The organism is Novosphingobium sp. HNCC26DJ243, assembly GCF_057180545.1.
In genome coordinates this window covers 507317-523489 of record NZ_JBXUGN010000001.1, presented here as the reverse complement: position 1 = coordinate 523489, position 16173 = coordinate 507317, and the positions used below count along the sequence as shown (strand labels likewise).

Below are 16173 nucleotides of genomic sequence, written 5' to 3'. Positions count from 1 at the left end.
CGCTTACTCCACGGCGTAGAAGTCGATCACCACGCTGTCCGGCCGACGAATCCCGCGCGCGACAAAGACCTTGCGGCGCAACCAAGCGTAGGGGCCATCCTTGACCACGAAGCGCGGTGTCGTGCGGAAGTAGTAGGCGGACGGATCAACCGGCTCGCCCTTGGCAAGCTTCTCGATCACCTCGGGCGCTGCCGTGCGCACGCCGGGGTTGGTGACTTCGATGACTGTACCGTCGGCTGTCTTCAGGAAATAGCGAGCCTCGATGCTGGTCAGGCCGCCGGGCATGATGACTTGCCAGTCACCGCCTCCTGCCAGCACTGTTCCGTTCAGGGCAGGGCCGCCGACTTCGCCGCCGGTAATGGGGATGAAGCGCCTCCGGCCGCCGTCGACCTCGCCTTCCTCTACCGCTGGGGCCAGCGTGGCTCGGACGGAGAAGGCGTAAGTCAATGATGGCGCCGGGGCAGCGGGACCCTCTGCAGCCAGTGCGCAACCGCCGAGCGCGAAGGGTGAGGCGAGGAACAGAACCAGGCTCTTGATCGACAATCTTACTCTCCCGAAATCCGCTTGACCATGAAAGCAGCGCAATTTCATGGCATATCGCTCGTCCGGACGCACCAACCCCGGCCGTGGTTTTCCGGATATATGCAGCGCACAAACGCTTTGCAGAAGATGGAATCTGTAACTAATGACCTTGCCTTTGACTGCCCCGGTCAGCGCGTGTCCGGCAGGGGTGGGGCAGACATGACATTGCGTTGGAAGGACTACCCTTGGCCACGGCTGTAATCACGCGGCAAACCGTCGTCCCCGAGCTTGATCTCGACGGGATCGATTCGGTGCTCGGCTTGCATATCGGCACGGTCAACACGTTGTTCGTTTCAAGGCTTGAGCGCCAACTGGATCCAATTCGTGTTACGCCCAAGCAGGTGGCGATCCTCTGGCTGGTGAACGCCAATCCAGGCGTGAAGCAAACCGATCTTTCGCGGTTTTTCCAGATCGAACGTCCGACCGTGCACCAGTTCGTGCGGCAGCTGATCAAGAACGGCTTCCTGCTTAACGAACCCTCCAAGCTCGACCGCCGCGCCGGCGGCCTGTGGTTGACCGACGAAGGGCGCGAGGCGTTGGCCGAGGCGCGCAGGCGGATCGCGGAGCACGAAGACGAATTGACCGGATGCCTGACCAGCCGTGAAAAATCGGAACTCTTCCGCATCCTGATGAAGTTGTATCTTCAGGCGCCGGCCAGGGATTGAAATTATTCAGCACGGTGAAAGCAGGTATCGGCTACAACTGACGCCAAGTTCAAAGGAATTCGACCGATGAAGCGTCTTGCCATTGCCTCTGCCATTTTGCTCACTGTTTCAGGTGCGGGGCTTGCCAGCGCCCAGCCCGCAGGCGATCCAGTGCGCGGCAAGACGGTCTATGCCCGTTGCGCAGCGTGTCACGACCTCAATACCGGCGCAACCCGGCTCGGCCCTTCGCTCAAGGGCGTGGTTGGCCGCACATCTGGCACGATGCCCAACTTCAATTATTCGCAGTCGATGAAGGATAAGGCCGTGACCTGGAATGCAGCCTCGCTTGACGCCTATCTGGCGGGGCCGGCGCGGTACATTCCCGGCAATCGCATGGCATTTCCGCCCCTCGCAAATGCGCAGGATCGGGCGGATCTGATTGCATTCCTGCAGCAGTCTGCGCGTTAAGGGAATTCGCCAGAACGGCAAGCGGAGGCCCTGCACCCCGCGGTGCGGGGTCTTTTTCGTGGGATATTAAATTAAAACGATCAATAACGATCATTCTTGATCGTTTTTGGGCAAAATGCTAGCGACTCCTGCAACCGGCCCCACGCCGATGATTTGCCTTGCAGGGATGCCATGAACGCGCAGACGACTATCACCTCCGCCGCCCTACCTTTCGCTGTGCCGACGAGCCGCTGGGACGATGCGGTCGCTGCCAAGCTCAGCCCGGCCGAACTTCTGCTCTACCGTTCCAACCTTCTGGGTTCAGACCTGACGGTTACAAACTTCGGCGGCGGCAACACATCGGCCAAGCTGGATGAAATCGATCCGCTGACAGGCGAGAAGGTCGAAGTCCTGTGGGTGAAAGGTTCTGGCGGAGACATCGGCTCGATGAAGCTCGATGGTTTCGCGACCCTCTACCAGACCAGGCTTCTCGGCCTGGAGGCGCACTATGCGGGGCCTGAGGATGACGACAAGATGGTCGGCTTCCTGCCGCATTGCACCTTCAATCTGAACGGCCGTGCGGCTTCGATCGACACCCCGCTGCACTCGCTTCTGCCGTTCGCCCATGTCGATCACGTTCATCCCGATGCGATCATCGCGCTTGCGGCGTCCTCCGGCGGCGAGGCGGCGACGCTGGATATCTGGGGCGGCCGTATCGGCTGGCTGCCATGGAAGCGCCCCGGGTACACGCTGGGCGTGATGCTGCGCGACTACGTGCAAGCCAATCCGGGCGTCGAGGGCGTCATGCTCGCGGGCCACGGCATCATCTGCTGGGCCGACAGCGCCAGGGCCTGTTACGAACACACCGTTCAACTGATTGCCGATGCCGCGAACTATCTCAATGCCAAGCTGGGCGACAGGCCAGCATTCGGCGGCCAGAAGGTCGCGCCGCATCCGGACCGTGTCGCGATTGTGGCTGATCTCATGCCCCGCCTGCGAGGCTTCATGACCGGCGCGCGCCAGAAGCTCGGGCATTTCTCGGATGATGCCGAAGCACTCGAGTTCGTCGGCAGCGTCGATTTCGAACGCCTCGCCGCGCTTGGCACATCCTGCCCTGATCACTTCCTGCGCACCAAGATCGCACCCCTGCCGCTCGATCCGGCTCGGCTGCAGGACGATGGTTACCTTGAAGCGCGGATCGCCGCCTATCGCGAGATGTACCTGGCCTATTACGAGCGCTGCAAGCGCGGGAATTCGCCGGCTGTGCGCGATTCCAACCCGGTCGTCGTGCTGGTTCCTGGTGTTGGGCGCATCACTTTTGCCACGGACAAGACAACTGCACGGCTTGCCGGCGAGTTCTATGGCAACGCGATCAACGTGATGCGCGGAGCCGAGGCCATCGGCGATTACATTGCGCTTGATGAACAGGAAGCCTTCGACATCGAGTACTGGCTGCTCGAGGAGGCCAAGCTCCAGCGTATGCCTGCGCCCAAGCCGCTGGTCGGCAAGATTGCGCTGGTCACCGGCGGGGCGGGGGGCATCGGTGCCGCGTCCGCCGCTCGGCTGCTGCGCGAAGGGGCCTGCGTTGTTCTGGCAGACCGCGACGCAGACGCGGTCGAAGAAGTCCGTGCAGGCTTTGCGCGACTGTTCGGCAAGGACGTCGTGCGCGCTGCCGTTTGCGATGTGACTGACGAGCATCAGGTCCAGGCTGCGTTCGATGTCGCCGCGCGCGAATTCGGCGGGCTCGACATTCTCGTCGCCAACGCCGGCATCGCCAGTTCCGCGCCGCTCGAGGAAACCACGATCGAGCTGTGGAACCGCAATTACGATGTGCTGGCACAAGGCTATTTCCTTACCTCTCGCGCAGCATGGCCGCTGCTGAAGCGGATGAAGGCGCAGGGCGGTGCCTCCGTCGTGTTCATCGGTTCAAAGAACGGTGTCGCCGCAGCAACCAATGCCAGCGCCTATGCCTCGGCCAAGGCTGCGGCGAACCATCTGGCGCGCTGCCTGGCACTTGAAGGCGCGCCGCAAGGCATCCGCGTCAACGTCGTCAACCCCGATGCGGTCATCAAGGGCAGCAAGATCTGGGACGGCGACTGGCGCAAGGAGCGTGCAGGCGCGCACGGTATCGACAGCGGCAAGGAGCTCGAAGAACATTACCGCCAGCGCTCGATGCTCAAGCGTGACGTTCTGCCCGAGGATATCGCCGAGGCGGTCTATTTCCTTGCTTCGGATATGTCGGCAAAGTCGACCGGCAACATGATCAATGTCGATGCTGGGAACGCGCAAGCTTTCACACGCTGACGACTTTGGAGAGGATAACAATGAAAAAGTCTGCACTGTTCGCCGCCGTGGCACTTGCCCTTTCGGCTCCCGCAGTGGCGCAGAATGGAATGCCTGTGCCTGTGCCTGTGTCTGCCGATGCTCCGGCAGAACCTGCCGCGATCGCTCTTTATGGCGACAAGACTCCCGGAAGCGCGAGCACCGAGCAGTGGGCCCGCTTCAACGGAACGACGCTGATCGTCCGCAACGTCTCGCGCCCGACAATCACGCCGGTCCTGCCCGATCCCGCCAAGGCAACCGGGGCTGCGGTCGTGGTCGCGCCGGGAGGAGCGTTCATGCTGCTCGCCATGGACCACGAAGGCTGGGCGGTTGCGCGAGCGCTCGCCGATCGCGGGATTGCCGCCTTCGTCCTGAAGTATCGCCTGAACCCCACGCCAAAGGATGAGGCGGCCGCCGGCAAGTACATGGGCGAACAGGTCATGCAGGAAGTCGGCGACATCATGGGCGGCAAGTTGCTCGCGCAATCGATGGCGCCCGCTGACGGCAAGGCAGCTGTCGCATGGGTGCGCGCCAATTCTGCCAAGTATGGTGTCGATCCGGCGCGCGTCGGCATGATGGGCTTTTCGGCAGGGGCAATGACCACTCGCCGGGTCGGGCTTGATCCCGATGCCTCGGCGCGTCCCGCGTTCCTTGGCTATATCTACGGCCCTCAGGACGCCTCCGAGGCCATTCCCGCAGATGCGCCCCCGCTGTTCAATGCCATTGCGCTGAATGACAGTCTTTTCCCCAACAAGGGCTTCCCCTTCGCCCAGGCCTATCTCGCTGCAAAGCGGCCTGTCGAGATTCACGGCTACCAGACCGGCGATCACGGCTTCGGGCTTGGCGCGCCGGGCACCACGAACGCACTCATGATCGACGAATTCACCGCTTGGCTCTCGATGCAGGGCTTTCTCGCGCGAAAGGATGCCAAGTGACCTTTCCCATTTCTGCCGACCTGATCGCCGAGCGCAACGCCGTCCATGCCGAGGCGCTGGCCGAGGACTATGAAGCGCTCGGCCGCAAACTTGCGCGTACTGGCATCGACATTGACGCGATCAAGGAACGTGTTGCAGGCTTCTCGGTCGCGGTCCCTTCCTGGGGCGCAGGGCGCGGCGGCACGCGCTTTGCCAAGTTCCCGATCCCGGGTGAGCCAACCAACATCCACGAGAAACTTGAAGACTGCGCGGTCATCCAGCAACTCTCGCGCGTTACTCCGCGTGTCTCACCGCACTTCCCTTGGGACAAGGTGAGCGACTTCATTGCCCTGCGCGAGAAAGCAGCGGCGCTTGGTCTCGGATGGGACGCGGTCAACTCGAACACCTTTCAGGATCAGGTCGGGCAGGCCCATACTTATGCCAACGGCTCGCTTGCCGCACAGGACGCGGCAACGCGCCAGCAGGCCGTCGATCACAATATCGAGTGCATCGAGATCGGCCGCCAGCTCGGCTCCACCGACCTGACCGTCTGGGTCGGGGACGGCACCAACTTCCCTGGCCAGCAGGATCTGGGTCGCAGCCTCGATCGCTATCTCGAGGCGGCTTCGAAGATCTATGCCGCCCTTCCCGAAGACTGGCGCATGCTGCTTGAGCACAAGATGTTTGAGCCGGCCTTCTATTCTACGGTCATCAGCGACTGGGGTTCGTCGATCCTGGCCGCGCAGGAACTCGGGCCCAAGGCCAAGTGCCTCGTGGACCTTGGCCATCACGCGCCCAACGTGAACATCGAGCAGATCGTGGCCCGGCTGCACCGCTTCGGGAAGCTTGGAGGCTTCCACTTCAACGACAGCAAGTATGGCGACGACGACCTGGACAGCGGCTCGATCAATCCGCACCAGTTGTTCCTGGTGTTCAACGAACTGGTCGAGGCGGAACTCGACCCGAAAGACGGCTTCAACCCCAGCTACATGATCGACCAGTCGCACAACGTGACCGACCCGATCGAATCCATGCTCTCGAGCGCCGAGACGATCACCCAGTGCTTCGCCAAGGCGCAACTGGTCGATCGCGCCGCGCTTCATGGGGCGCAGGAATCGAACGACACGATGATGGCTTTTCAGGCGCTCCGCCGCGCCTACAACGTCGACGTCGCTCCGATCCTGGCGAAGGCGCGGCTCGAGGCGGGAGGCGCAATCGACGTGCTCGAAGCCTATCGTCTCAGCCAATACCGCCAGCGCAAGGCGCAGGAACGCTCGGCTGTGGGGCTGGGCGCAGGTATCGTCTAAACCGGCGCAAACGAACAGAAAAATTCCGGAGAGAGAGCATCATGAGCATTCGCAAGGGCCTGTCGGTCGCAAGCCTTATAGTCAGCACAACCCTGCTGACGCCTGCTGTCTTTGCGGAAGAGATTGCTCCTGCAACTGCCGAACCGACACTCGAAAAGCAGTTTTTGGATCCGCCGAATGAGGCTCGCCCGCGCGTCTGGTGGCACTGGATGAACGGCAACGTTACCAAGGACGGCATCGCCAAGGACCTGGCGTGGATGAAGCGTGTCGGCATCGGGGGCCTTCAGAACTTCGACGCCGGCCTCGATACGCCCCAGATCGTGGACAAGCGACTGGTGTACATGACTCCGGAATGGAAGGACGCCTTCCGCTTTGCCGCAACCGAAGCGGACCGGCTCGGGCTCGAACTGGCGATTGCGGCCTCGCCGGGTTGGTCGGAAACAGGCGGCCCTTGGGTGAAAGGCGAGGACGGCCTCAAGAAGGTCGTGTGGAGTGAGGTGCTGGTGAAGGGCGGCAAGCCCTTCAAGGGAAAGGTGCCAATGCCTCCGGTCAACACTGGCCCGTTCCTTGACATGCCGGATGTGGATCCTCTGGCCGCCCTCGCTGGCGGGCATGGCTTCAAGGCGCCGGAACTTTACAGCGATATAGCGGTGCTTGCCATCCCGGATGAGGGCAAGCCGTTGCCTCTTCCCGCATATTCGGCAGGCGGCAAGCCACTCGACGCAGCGGCCTTGTCGGACGGCAGCCTTACGTCGGGCGTATCGCTTGCCCGCGGTTCCGCTGATTCACCTACGGTTGTTGTTGCCAGCTTTGCTGCTCCGCAGACGGTCCGCTCCGCCACCGTTTCGATCCCGGGCGCCAAGGGCACGTTCTCGGGTCCGACCGTGCAGATGCATCTGGAATCCAGCACCGATGGTCAAGCCTGGAGCAAAGTCGCCGACTTCCCTGTGACCGCTGCGCCTTCGACAGTGGGCTTTCCTGCTGTGACCGCGAGCCAGTTCCGGCTGGTTCTTGTTCCGCTGCCGTTCAACGGTTCGAACATGGGCGACCCGACGCCCGGCCTTGCTCCAATCGGCGGATTTCTCGAGATGATGGCGGCTGCCGCCAAGGCACCATTCGACGTTAAACAGTTCCGTCTCTCATCCGATGTCTCGGTCGACCAGTTTGAAAGCAAGGCGGGCTTTGCTGTCGTTCCCGATTATTACGCGCTCGGCACGCCCGATGCTGCCGCTGCGGGCGTTGATCCCAACAAGGTGATCGATCTTACGGCGCGCATGAAATCTGACGGCACGCTCGATTGGACCCCGCCAAAGGGCAACTGGCGGGTCGTGCGCCTAGGTGCGAGCCTGCTTGGTACGACCAACCATCCGGCACCGCCCGAGGCGACCGGCCTCGAAGTCGACAAGTTCGATGGCGATGCGGTGCGGCGCTACCTCGAACACTATATCGGCATGTACAAGGATGCGGCGGGCGCGGACCTCGTCGGCAAGCGCGGCGTGCGCGCGATCCTTACCGATTCCATCGAGGTGGGTGCTGCGAACTGGACGCCCCGCATGGTCGAGCAGTTCAAGCGCCTGCGCGGCTACGATCCCACGCCCTGGCTGCCCACGATCGCAGGCGTGCTGATCGGAAGTCGCACGGACTCCGACCGCTTTCTGCATGATTACCGCCAGACTCTGGCCGATCTCATGGCGTCCGAACACTATGGTACTGTCGCCAAGGTCGCGCACGAGAACGGCTTGAAAGTCTATGGTGAGGCGCTCGAGGACAATCGCCCTTCGCTGGGCGACGACATCGCAATGCGCAGCCATGCCGATGTGCCGATGGCAGCGTTGTGGACGTTTTCGCGCAAGACCGGTCCAAATCCCAGTTACGTCGCCGACATGAAGGGCGCGGCCTCGGTGGCGCATATCTACGGCCAAAATCTGGTCGCAGCCGAATCGATGACCTCGGCGCTTGCACCCTGGGCCTATGCGCCCAACGAGTTGCGCCGGATCATCGATCTGGAGTTTGCCAGCGGCGTCAACCGTCCGGTCGTCCACACATCCGTACACCAGCCCGTGGACGACAAGGTGCCCGGCCTGTCGCTGATGATCTTCGGCCAGTACTTCAACCGCCACGAAGCCTGGGCAGAACTCGCCCGCCCTTGGGTCGACTACATGGCGCGCTCTTCGCTCCTGCTCCAAGCCGGCCGCAACGTCGCCGACGTCGCCTATTTCTATGGTGAGGAAGGGCCGTTGACGGCACTGTACGGCAAGGCTCCGATTTCCGATGCGCCCAAGCGCCACGCCTACGACTTTATCAACCGCGATGCCCTGTTTGACGCTGTCGAAGTGAAAGACGGCGAGATCGTGAGCAAGGGCGGTGCGCGCTACAAGGCAATCCAGCTCGGCGGTTCCTCGCACAAGATGACACTGCCGACGCTCAAGCGGCTGGCAGCCCTTGTCGAAGCCGGCGCTACCCTCGTCGGGCGGCCTCCAGCCGGTTCGCCATCGCTCAAGGACGATTCGGCCGAGTTTTCGGCGCTGGTCGGCAAGCTTTGGTCCGGCAAGGGAACAACCAGCATCGGTGCCGGAAAGGTCATCGATTCAGTGGCAATCGACGAGGCGCTGGCCGGATCGGGTGTCGCGCCTGATGTCGTTCTAGGAGGCATGAGCGATGGAGGGCAGGTCCTGTTCGTTCATCGCGCGCTGGCCGATGGTGATGCATGGTTTCTCAACAATCGCAAGGCAGCGCCCGAGATGCTGGAAGCCCGCTTCCGCGTTGCCGGCAAGCAGCCTGAACTCTGGCATGCCGATACCGGCGAAACCGAAGCGGTCTCCTATCGCATCGAAAACGGGCAGACGATAGTGCCACTCACGATCGACAGCGAGGATTCGGTTTTTGTAGTGTTCCGCAAACCGGCGAAGGCGGATTCTCTGTCGATCAAGAAGATCGCGCCCGTCACCGCCGCCACTCTGACAAAGCCCTGGCACGTCGCGTTCCAGCCAGGGCGCGGGGCTCCGGCCTCGGTCCCCATGCCACGGCTTGGATCGCTCAGCGAACAGGCCGATCCGGGCGTGAAGTACTTCTCGGGCCTTGCGACCTATACGAGCACGTTCACCCTGCCCAAGGGGGTGAAGGTGGGCCAGCCGCTTTGGCTCAACCTTGGTGAAGTGGGCGAAATTGCGGAAGTTTCCATCAACGGAAAGCACGCAGGCTATGCCTGGCACAAGCCTTACCGTGTCGACATTTCGCGCGCCGCTGCGAAGGGCGTGAACCGGGTCGAGGTCAAGGTGGCCAATCTCTGGGTAAACCGGCTCGTGGGTGACCAGCAGCCAAATGCGATGAAAGTCACCTGGACCGCGCTGCCGACCTACAGTGCCGACGCACCTTTGCGGCGTTCCGGCCTGATCGGTCCTGTCACGCTTGAGACAGCGTCGGCGGGGGAGCGGTAGAGTCCCTGACCACGAGGTGGAAATCCATCTCGTGGAGAACGTTTTCAGGATCGTCGCGGCGAAGCAGGAGCATTGCCGCGGCGCGCCCCATTTCCTCGATTGGCTGATAGACGGTGGTCAGATAGGGCCAAACCGACTTGGCGATCCAACTGTCGTCGAAGCCGCAGACGGAGACATCGCGCGGCACGTTCAGGCCGGCCTGCGAGCAGGCCACCATGACACCCGCAGCGGAGTCGTCGTTGGCGGCGAAAATCGCGGTGGGGCGGGGGTTATGCGCCAGCAGTTCGGCACCGGCGGTTATGCCGCGCTCGAACGAGAACCCTGCATCGGCTTCCAGCACGGGATCGCAATGACCGAGGCGGGTCAATTCGTCGAGGAATCCCTGAACACGCTGACCGGCCGCGCCATGCGTGTCCGGGCCACGCACGATGGCAAAGCGTCGATGGCCAAGCTCCCAGAGGTGCCGCGCGACAGCGGCAGCGCCTGCGGCGTCATCGATCCCCACTCCGGGCGAGCGTCCAGGATCAACGTTGGGCGCGATCCGCACATAGCGCACACCTACGCGGTCGAGGTAATCGAGCACGACTAGATTGTCGGTCAATGGGGGGGTGAGCACGAAACCGTCGCAGCGACTGTTGCGCAGCATGGCGGAGAGTTGCGCTTCGAGGACGTCGCGCGGGACCACGGAATCGATATTGTCGATCCGAAGGTGAAACTGGTTGAGGCTGCAGGCATCGTACACGCCCGACTGAATCTTGATCGTGTAGTTCGGGCTGGGGTTGTCGAACAACAGGCCTATGATGAAAGCCCGCGAACCGGCAAGAGAGCGCGCGGCCGTGTCAGGCACATAGTTCAATTCGGCAATCGCCACCTCGACCTTGCTGCGCAGCTTTACGGAAACGTGCGGCTCGCCGTTGATCACGCGCGATACGCTCTTGAGTGAGACACCTGCCATATTGGCGACGTCTTCCATCGTCGCGTGAGCGGTACCCCGACCTGTCGCTGCCAAATTCATCCTGTCCGTGCCGTTTGTCATATTCGCGGCGTTTTAGCCGATCTTGCGGTTTAGTCATCAGCCCTTGTTAAACCGGGCCGCAAAAGAGGCGTGCCAAGCATCCAGCCACCTTGACAGCGCTGACAATGATGTTCAACCTTTATCTCGACGAGTCAACGGACTCGATCGGGAGAGTGAAGACGGTTGATGGTCGAATGCGTTGCACTTGGCGTGCACGCCGTCACTCGTTTCGCACGCTCCCGCATCTGTACGAAACACGGGAGCAATTGATGACCTTCGCCAGCCGCCTGACCTTTGCCGCCTGCTCGGTTCTTGCACTTGCTGCAAGCGGTGCCCACGCACAACAGGCGCCTGCCGTCGATGTGGTCAAAGCCGATGCACGCGCAGCCGCCACGGTCAAGCAGATGACTGCTGACGAAAAGGTGATCCTGACCAACGGAATCATGCCCCTGCCGTTTTTCCCCGGCACCGTGATCCCTGAGGGCGCGATCTATGGCGCGGGCTACATCCCCGGGATTCCGCGCCTTGGTATTCCTGCCTTGACCGAAACCGACGCAAGCCTTGGCGTTTCATGGGTTGGCGGCATCCGCAAGGATGGCGCAACTGCCCTGCCATCTGGCCTTGCCCAGGCAGCTACCTGGAACCCACAGGTGCTTTACGAAGGCGGCGCAATGGCCGGTGCAGAGGCTCGCGCCAAGGGCTTCAACGTGCTCCTTGCAGGTGGCGTCAATCTTATGCGCGATCCGCGCAATGGCCGCACATTCGAGTATCTCGCCGAAGATCCCTACCTGTCGGGCATTCTCGTCGGCGCTGCGATCCGCGGGGTCCAGTCGAACAACATCATTTCAACCATCAAGCATTTCGCGCTCAATGGGCAGGAGACTGGCCGCAAGTACGTGGACGTGAAGATCAGCGAAGGCGCGGCGCGTGAAAGCGACCTGCTCGCCTTCCAGATCGGTATCGAGCAGGGCAAGCCGGGTTCGGTCATGTGCGCGTACAACCGCGTCCACGGCGCGCAAGCCTGCGCCAACGACTGGCTGCTCAACAAGGTGCTCAAGCAGTCATGGGGTTACAAGGGCTTCGTGATGTCCGACTGGGGAGCGGTTCCCGGTGTCGAGGCGGCCCTGGGCGGTCTCGACCAGCAGTCGGGCGCACAGCTCGACAAGGGCGTATTCTTCGGTGACGTTCTCAAGGCGAAGGCGGCAAGCGATCCGGCCTACGCCGCCAAGCTCGACGACATGAACCGCCGCATTCTGACCGCGATCTATGCTTCGGGACTCGACAAGAACCCGACAAAGGCTGGCGGGACGATCGACATGGCCAGGAATGCGCTGGTCGCGGAAAAGACCGCCAAGGAAGGCATCGTCCTCCTGCGCAACAAGGGTGTTCTGCCCCTGGCCAAGACCGCGAAGTCGATCGCCGTCATCGGCGGCTATGCCGACAGCGGCGTCGTTGCAGGGTCTGGCTCAAGCCTCGTGCACAGCGCCGACGGTCCGGGCGCGACCCGCTCGCTGGGCGGAGACAGCCCGTTCGCGTCGCTGATGCAGCAGACCTACCATCGCTCGGTGCCGCTTACCGCCATCAAGGCAATGGCACCGCAGGCTACGGTAACTTTCCGCGACGGTCGCTACATCGCCGACGCGGTTGAGAAGGCAAAGCAGGCCGAAGTGGCGATCGTCTTTGCTACCGAATGGCGGACCGAAGGGCAGGACCAGCCCGATCTCTCGCTTCCCGATGGTCAGGATGCGCTGATTGCCGCTGTTGCGGCTGCAAATCCCAACACGATTGTCGTGCTGGAAACCGGCGGGCCGGTGGCCATGCCTTGGCTCGACAAGACGGCCGCCGTTCTGGAGGCATGGTATTCTGGCGCTCGCGGTGGCCAGGCAATCGCGTCGGTCCTTTTCGGCGAGACCAACCCAGGTGGTCGTCTGCCGGTAACCTTCCCGGCGAGTGTCGATCAGCTTCCTCGTCCGAAGCTTGATGGCGCGGATTGGGTCGAGCCCAACTTCACCGGCGATCCCGAGCCGGGCAAGGACAAGCTCTACAGCGATTACGATATCGAAGGGTCGGATGTGGGCTATCGCTGGTTTGCCCGCAAGGGTCAGAAGGCCCTGTTCCCGTTCGGACATGGCCTGTCCTACACGACCTTTGAAAGCACTGGCCTCAAGGTGAAGGGCATGACCGCGAGTTTCTCGGTCAAGAACACCGGCAGCCGCTCTGGTGACGAAGTCGCGCAGCTTTATCTGATCAGCCGCAACGGTGAAACCAAGCAGCGCCTTGTCGGCTTCCAGCGCGTGACCCTCGAGCCGGGTGCCACCAAGTCGGTGAGCGTGACCTTCGATCCGCGCGTTCTGGCGGACTGGAAGGACGGGGGCTGGATTCTGCCTGCTGGCGAATATGCCTTCGCCCTTGGCAAGGATGCCGAAACGCTGTCCGCGCCGGTCAAGGTCAGGTTCGCTGCCAAGAAGTGGAAGGATTGAACATGCGCGCAGGCATCGCAACTCTGCTTTTCGGGGCAAGTCTCATGCTGGGTTCGGCACAGGCCCAGACGGTCGCGACCGGTTCGGGCGCGGTCAAGGGCGTGACTTCGGGCGCAGTCAGCGCGTTCAAGGGCATTCCCTATGCAGCCGCTCCGGTTGGTGACAACCGCTGGCGCGCGCCGCAGCCCGTCGCACCGTGGAACGGGGAGCGCGATGCCTCGGCCTATGGTGCGGACTGCGCACAGGCGCCGTTCCCGCCAGACGCCGCGCCGATCACGACGACCCCATCGGAAGACTGCCTCTATCTCAACGTCTGGAAGCCCGCGGCCGCCAAGGCCGGCGCGAAGCTCCCGGTCATGGTGTGGATTCATGGCGGCGGGTTCGTCAACGGCGGGTCCTCGCCCGGCGTCTATTCCGGCGAAAACTTTGCCCGCGACGGTGTGGTGCTCGTCAGCCTCAACTACCGCCTCGGTCGTTTCGGGTTCTTCGCGCACCCTGGGCTTGCAGCTGAGGGGTTCGGAGGGAACTTCGGCTTCCTCGACCAGATCGCTGCGCTCAAGTGGGTACAGGCCAATGTGGCAGCCTTCGGCGGCGATCCGGCCAATGTGACGGTGTTCGGTGAGAGCGCAGGCGGCATGTCGATGCACATGCTCCTCCAGTCGCCACTCGCCCGTGGCCTTTTCAGCAAGGCAATTATCGAAAGCGGCGGTGGGCGTGATCGCGCTCTCCCGATGCCCACGATGGCCGTTGCGGCAAAGTCGGGCGACACTTTTGCCCCCGGACTCGACGCGGCCGGCCTGCGGGCCATCCCTGCGGAAAAGGTCACTGGCGACCTCTCGATGATGACGATGGGCAAGCCTGATTATTCGGGGCCGATGGTCGATGGCAGGACAATTCTGGGCGAAGGCATTTCTGGCATTCAGGCTGGACTTTACGCCAACGTCCCGGTCATTGTCGGCGCCAACTCGGCTGACGGTTTTCCCTTCGTCACCGACAAGGACAAGATTTTCGCAACCTACGGCGACAAGGCCGGTGAGGCGCGCAAGCTCTATGATCCTGCGGGCACCGAATCCGGTCTAGTTGTGGGCACGATGACCAGCGCGGATCGCACGTTTATCGAGCCAGCCCGTGCCGTCGCGCGCAGTCTCGCCAAGCGCGGCCAGCAAGCCTATCTCTATCGCTTCGCCTATGCCCACCCGGAACCGCGCAAGGCCATGGGCGGCGCGCCGCACGCCAGCGAACTGCCCTACGTGTTCGACACCGTTCCTGCGCGGACGCACCCGGCAATGATTGCCGAGGAAGCCGCGGTCGCCAGGACGACGCACAAGCTCTGGGTCGAATTTGCCAGGACCGGCAAGCCCGGCGCGGATTGGCCGGCGGCAACGGCAGAAGACACGCGGGTCATGGTGATCGATGTCAAAGGCGCAAACCATGTCGAAGATCCATATCGCGCGCGACTCGATTTCGTGGAAAGTCTGATCGCGAACGGAAAGTAGAGCCCGACGGGTCGCACCGAGGGATTTTTATGTTATGCCTCCGTCTTCACGGGCGGAGGCATAACGATTCCGTTTCGACACACATCCGATCCTGAACAGGTAATTCTACCGGACGCGTTGACTTTCGCGTCCGAGCGTTCATCTATTTTCCATGCTCTCGCAAAAGACGCGTTACACGATCCGTGCCCTGCAACACCTGGCCGACACCTGGGGTCAGGGCGCGATCCGGCTCGATGCGATCGCCGAAGCCCAGAACATTCCCCGCAAGTTCCTGACAGTCATTCTCTCTGAAATGGCGCGCGAAGGTATCGTCGTCTCGCATCGCGGGCGGGACGGGGGATATGAACTTGCCTTGCCTCCGGTCGATATCCGCTATGGCGACATCATCCGGCTGACGCGCGGAAGCCTTGCGCTGGTGCCTTGCGCAGCCCGCAATGCGCACGAACACTGCAACAATTGCCTCCCCGAGGCCGAGTGCCGCCTGCGCGGGCTTATGCTCCAGTTGCGTGACGATACCGCCGCGATTCTCGACCGGATCACCCTTGCCGATCCGATTGCGGTCGAGCCACCGTTCGCAGAAGTGTGAAACCCTGCAACCTTCACTTGGCGTTCAGGAACCTGCTGGCTATAGGGTCGGCATGACGCTTCTTGTCCGCCGCCCTGTGCGCCTCGCCGTTTTCGCTGCCGCCACCGTTGCCATGGGGCTTACCGCGGGCTGCTCGGGCAGCAAGGGCAAGAAGGATGTTGCCTATGTCGCGCGTGACGTGGACACGCTTTATGCCGCCGCAAAGGACCGTCTTGACCGTGGCGATGCCAAGCAGGCAGCAGCGCTGTTCGACGAGGTCGAGCGCCAGCACCCCTATTCGCCCTGGGCCCGCCGTGCCCAGTTGATGAGCGCTTTCAGCTACTACGCAGCGCGCGATTACTCCAAGTCGGTCCAGTCGGCACAGCGCTTCCTTTCGATCCACCCAGGCAACAAGGACGCGCCCTACGCCTACTACCTCGTCGCGCTCTGCTATTACGAGCAGATCAGCGACGTGACGCGCGACCAGAAGATCACCCAGCAGGCGCTGACCGCGATGAACGAACTGGTCCGCCGCTATCCCAACACCGATTACTCCGCCGACGCCCGCCTGAAGATCGACCTGATCAACGATCACCTTGCCGGCAAGGAGATGGAAATCGGCCGCATGTACCAGCGCAGCGGAAAGTGGCTTGCCGGTACGATGCGCTTCCGCACCGTTGCAGAGAAGTACCAGACCACAAGCCACGCGCCCGAAGCGCTCTATCGCCTCGTCGAAAGCTATCTCTCGCTTGGCCTGCCGGTCGAAGCACAGAAGGCGGCAGCAGTGCTTGGAACCAACTACCCGGGCAGCAAGTGGTACGAGCGTTCGTTCGAGTTGATGAACAAATACGCGCCCGGCACACAGGCCATCTGAAGCCCGCATTTCCCAACAATTCGAAAGGCGCTCCTGAGAGGGGGCGTCTTTTTCTTTGTTTGGCATCATAACAATTGCCGGGAGCGGAAC

Annotated in this window: 12 protein-coding genes; 10 read left to right on the top strand and 2 right to left on the bottom strand. The window is 62.4% G+C overall.

What is annotated here, in order from left to right; all coding sequences use genetic code 11:
- Window positions 1-3: 3 nt before the first annotated feature.
- Window positions 4-543, bottom strand: a complete 540-nt coding sequence (locus tag AC2A04_RS02565) for a DUF3237 domain-containing protein (RefSeq protein ID WP_484210746.1) — start codon at window positions 541-543, stop codon at window positions 4-6.
- Between the two features lie 290 nt (window positions 544-833).
- On the opposite strand from AC2A04_RS02565, the gene AC2A04_RS02560 reads away from it, so the two are divergent.
- From AC2A04_RS02560 to AC2A04_RS02535, 6 genes are all read left to right on the top strand, one after another.
- The gene (locus AC2A04_RS02560; RefSeq protein ID WP_484210745.1) at window positions 834-1247 is read left to right on the top strand and encodes a MarR family winged helix-turn-helix transcriptional regulator; all 414 of its coding nucleotides are present in this window, start codon (window positions 834-836) and stop codon (window positions 1245-1247) included.
- Window positions 1248-1313: 66 nt separating this feature from the next.
- The gene (locus AC2A04_RS02555; protein WP_484210744.1) at window positions 1314-1694 is read left to right on the top strand and encodes a c-type cytochrome; all 381 of its coding nucleotides are present in this window, start codon (window positions 1314-1316) and stop codon (window positions 1692-1694) included.
- Window positions 1695-1865: 171 nt separating this feature from the next.
- Entirely contained in the window at window positions 1866-3977 is a 2112-nt protein-coding gene (locus AC2A04_RS02550) for a bifunctional rhamnulose-1-phosphate aldolase/short-chain dehydrogenase (protein WP_484210743.1), read from the top strand.
- Window positions 3978-3997: 20 nt separating this feature from the next.
- Window positions 3998-4930 carry an alpha/beta hydrolase gene (locus AC2A04_RS02545; RefSeq protein WP_484210742.1) on the top strand — a complete coding sequence of 311 codons (933 nt, stop codon included), beginning with the start codon at window positions 3998-4000 and terminating at the stop codon, window positions 4928-4930.
- Window positions 4927-6216 (top strand): L-rhamnose catabolism isomerase, encoded by a 1290-nt coding sequence (rhaI, locus tag AC2A04_RS02540; protein WP_484210741.1) that lies wholly within the window; start codon window positions 4927-4929, stop codon window positions 6214-6216. Before AC2A04_RS02545 ends, rhaI begins: the two co-directional genes overlap by 4 nt.
- Window positions 6217-6257: 41 nt before the next feature.
- Window positions 6258-9653 carry a glycosyl hydrolase gene (locus AC2A04_RS02535; protein ID WP_484210740.1) on the top strand — a complete coding sequence of 1132 codons (3396 nt, stop codon included), beginning with the start codon at window positions 6258-6260 and terminating at the stop codon, window positions 9651-9653.
- On the opposite strand, the gene AC2A04_RS02530 is transcribed toward AC2A04_RS02535, so the two are convergent.
- Window positions 9619-10626 carry a LacI family DNA-binding transcriptional regulator gene (locus AC2A04_RS02530; protein ID WP_484210739.1) on the bottom strand — a complete coding sequence of 336 codons (1008 nt, stop codon included), beginning with the start codon at window positions 10624-10626 and terminating at the stop codon, window positions 9619-9621. The two genes, AC2A04_RS02535 and AC2A04_RS02530, sit on opposite strands and share 35 nt — an antisense overlap.
- A gap of 311 nt (window positions 10627-10937) precedes the next feature.
- On the opposite strand from AC2A04_RS02530, the gene AC2A04_RS02525 reads away from it, so the two are divergent.
- The 4 genes from AC2A04_RS02525 to AC2A04_RS02510 all read left to right on the top strand — a co-directional run bounded on the left by AC2A04_RS02525 (window position 10938) and on the right by AC2A04_RS02510 (window position 16083).
- Window positions 10938-13148, top strand: coding sequence for a beta-glucosidase (locus AC2A04_RS02525; RefSeq protein WP_484210738.1), 2211 nt, complete (start codon window positions 10938-10940; stop codon window positions 13146-13148).
- Window positions 13149-13150: 2 nt separating this feature from the next.
- A complete protein-coding gene (locus AC2A04_RS02520; RefSeq protein ID WP_484210737.1) occupies window positions 13151-14644 on the top strand; it encodes a carboxylesterase/lipase family protein in 1494 nt (497 codons plus the stop codon).
- Between the two features lie 151 nt (window positions 14645-14795).
- On the top strand, window positions 14796-15230 hold the full coding sequence (locus AC2A04_RS02515; RefSeq protein WP_484210736.1) for an RrF2 family transcriptional regulator: 435 nt from the start codon (window positions 14796-14798) through the stop codon (window positions 15228-15230).
- 52 nt (window positions 15231-15282) lie between these two features.
- The gene (locus AC2A04_RS02510; protein WP_484210735.1) at window positions 15283-16083 is read left to right on the top strand and encodes an outer membrane protein assembly factor BamD; all 801 of its coding nucleotides are present in this window, start codon (window positions 15283-15285) and stop codon (window positions 16081-16083) included.
- Window positions 16084-16173: the final 90 nt, after the last annotated feature.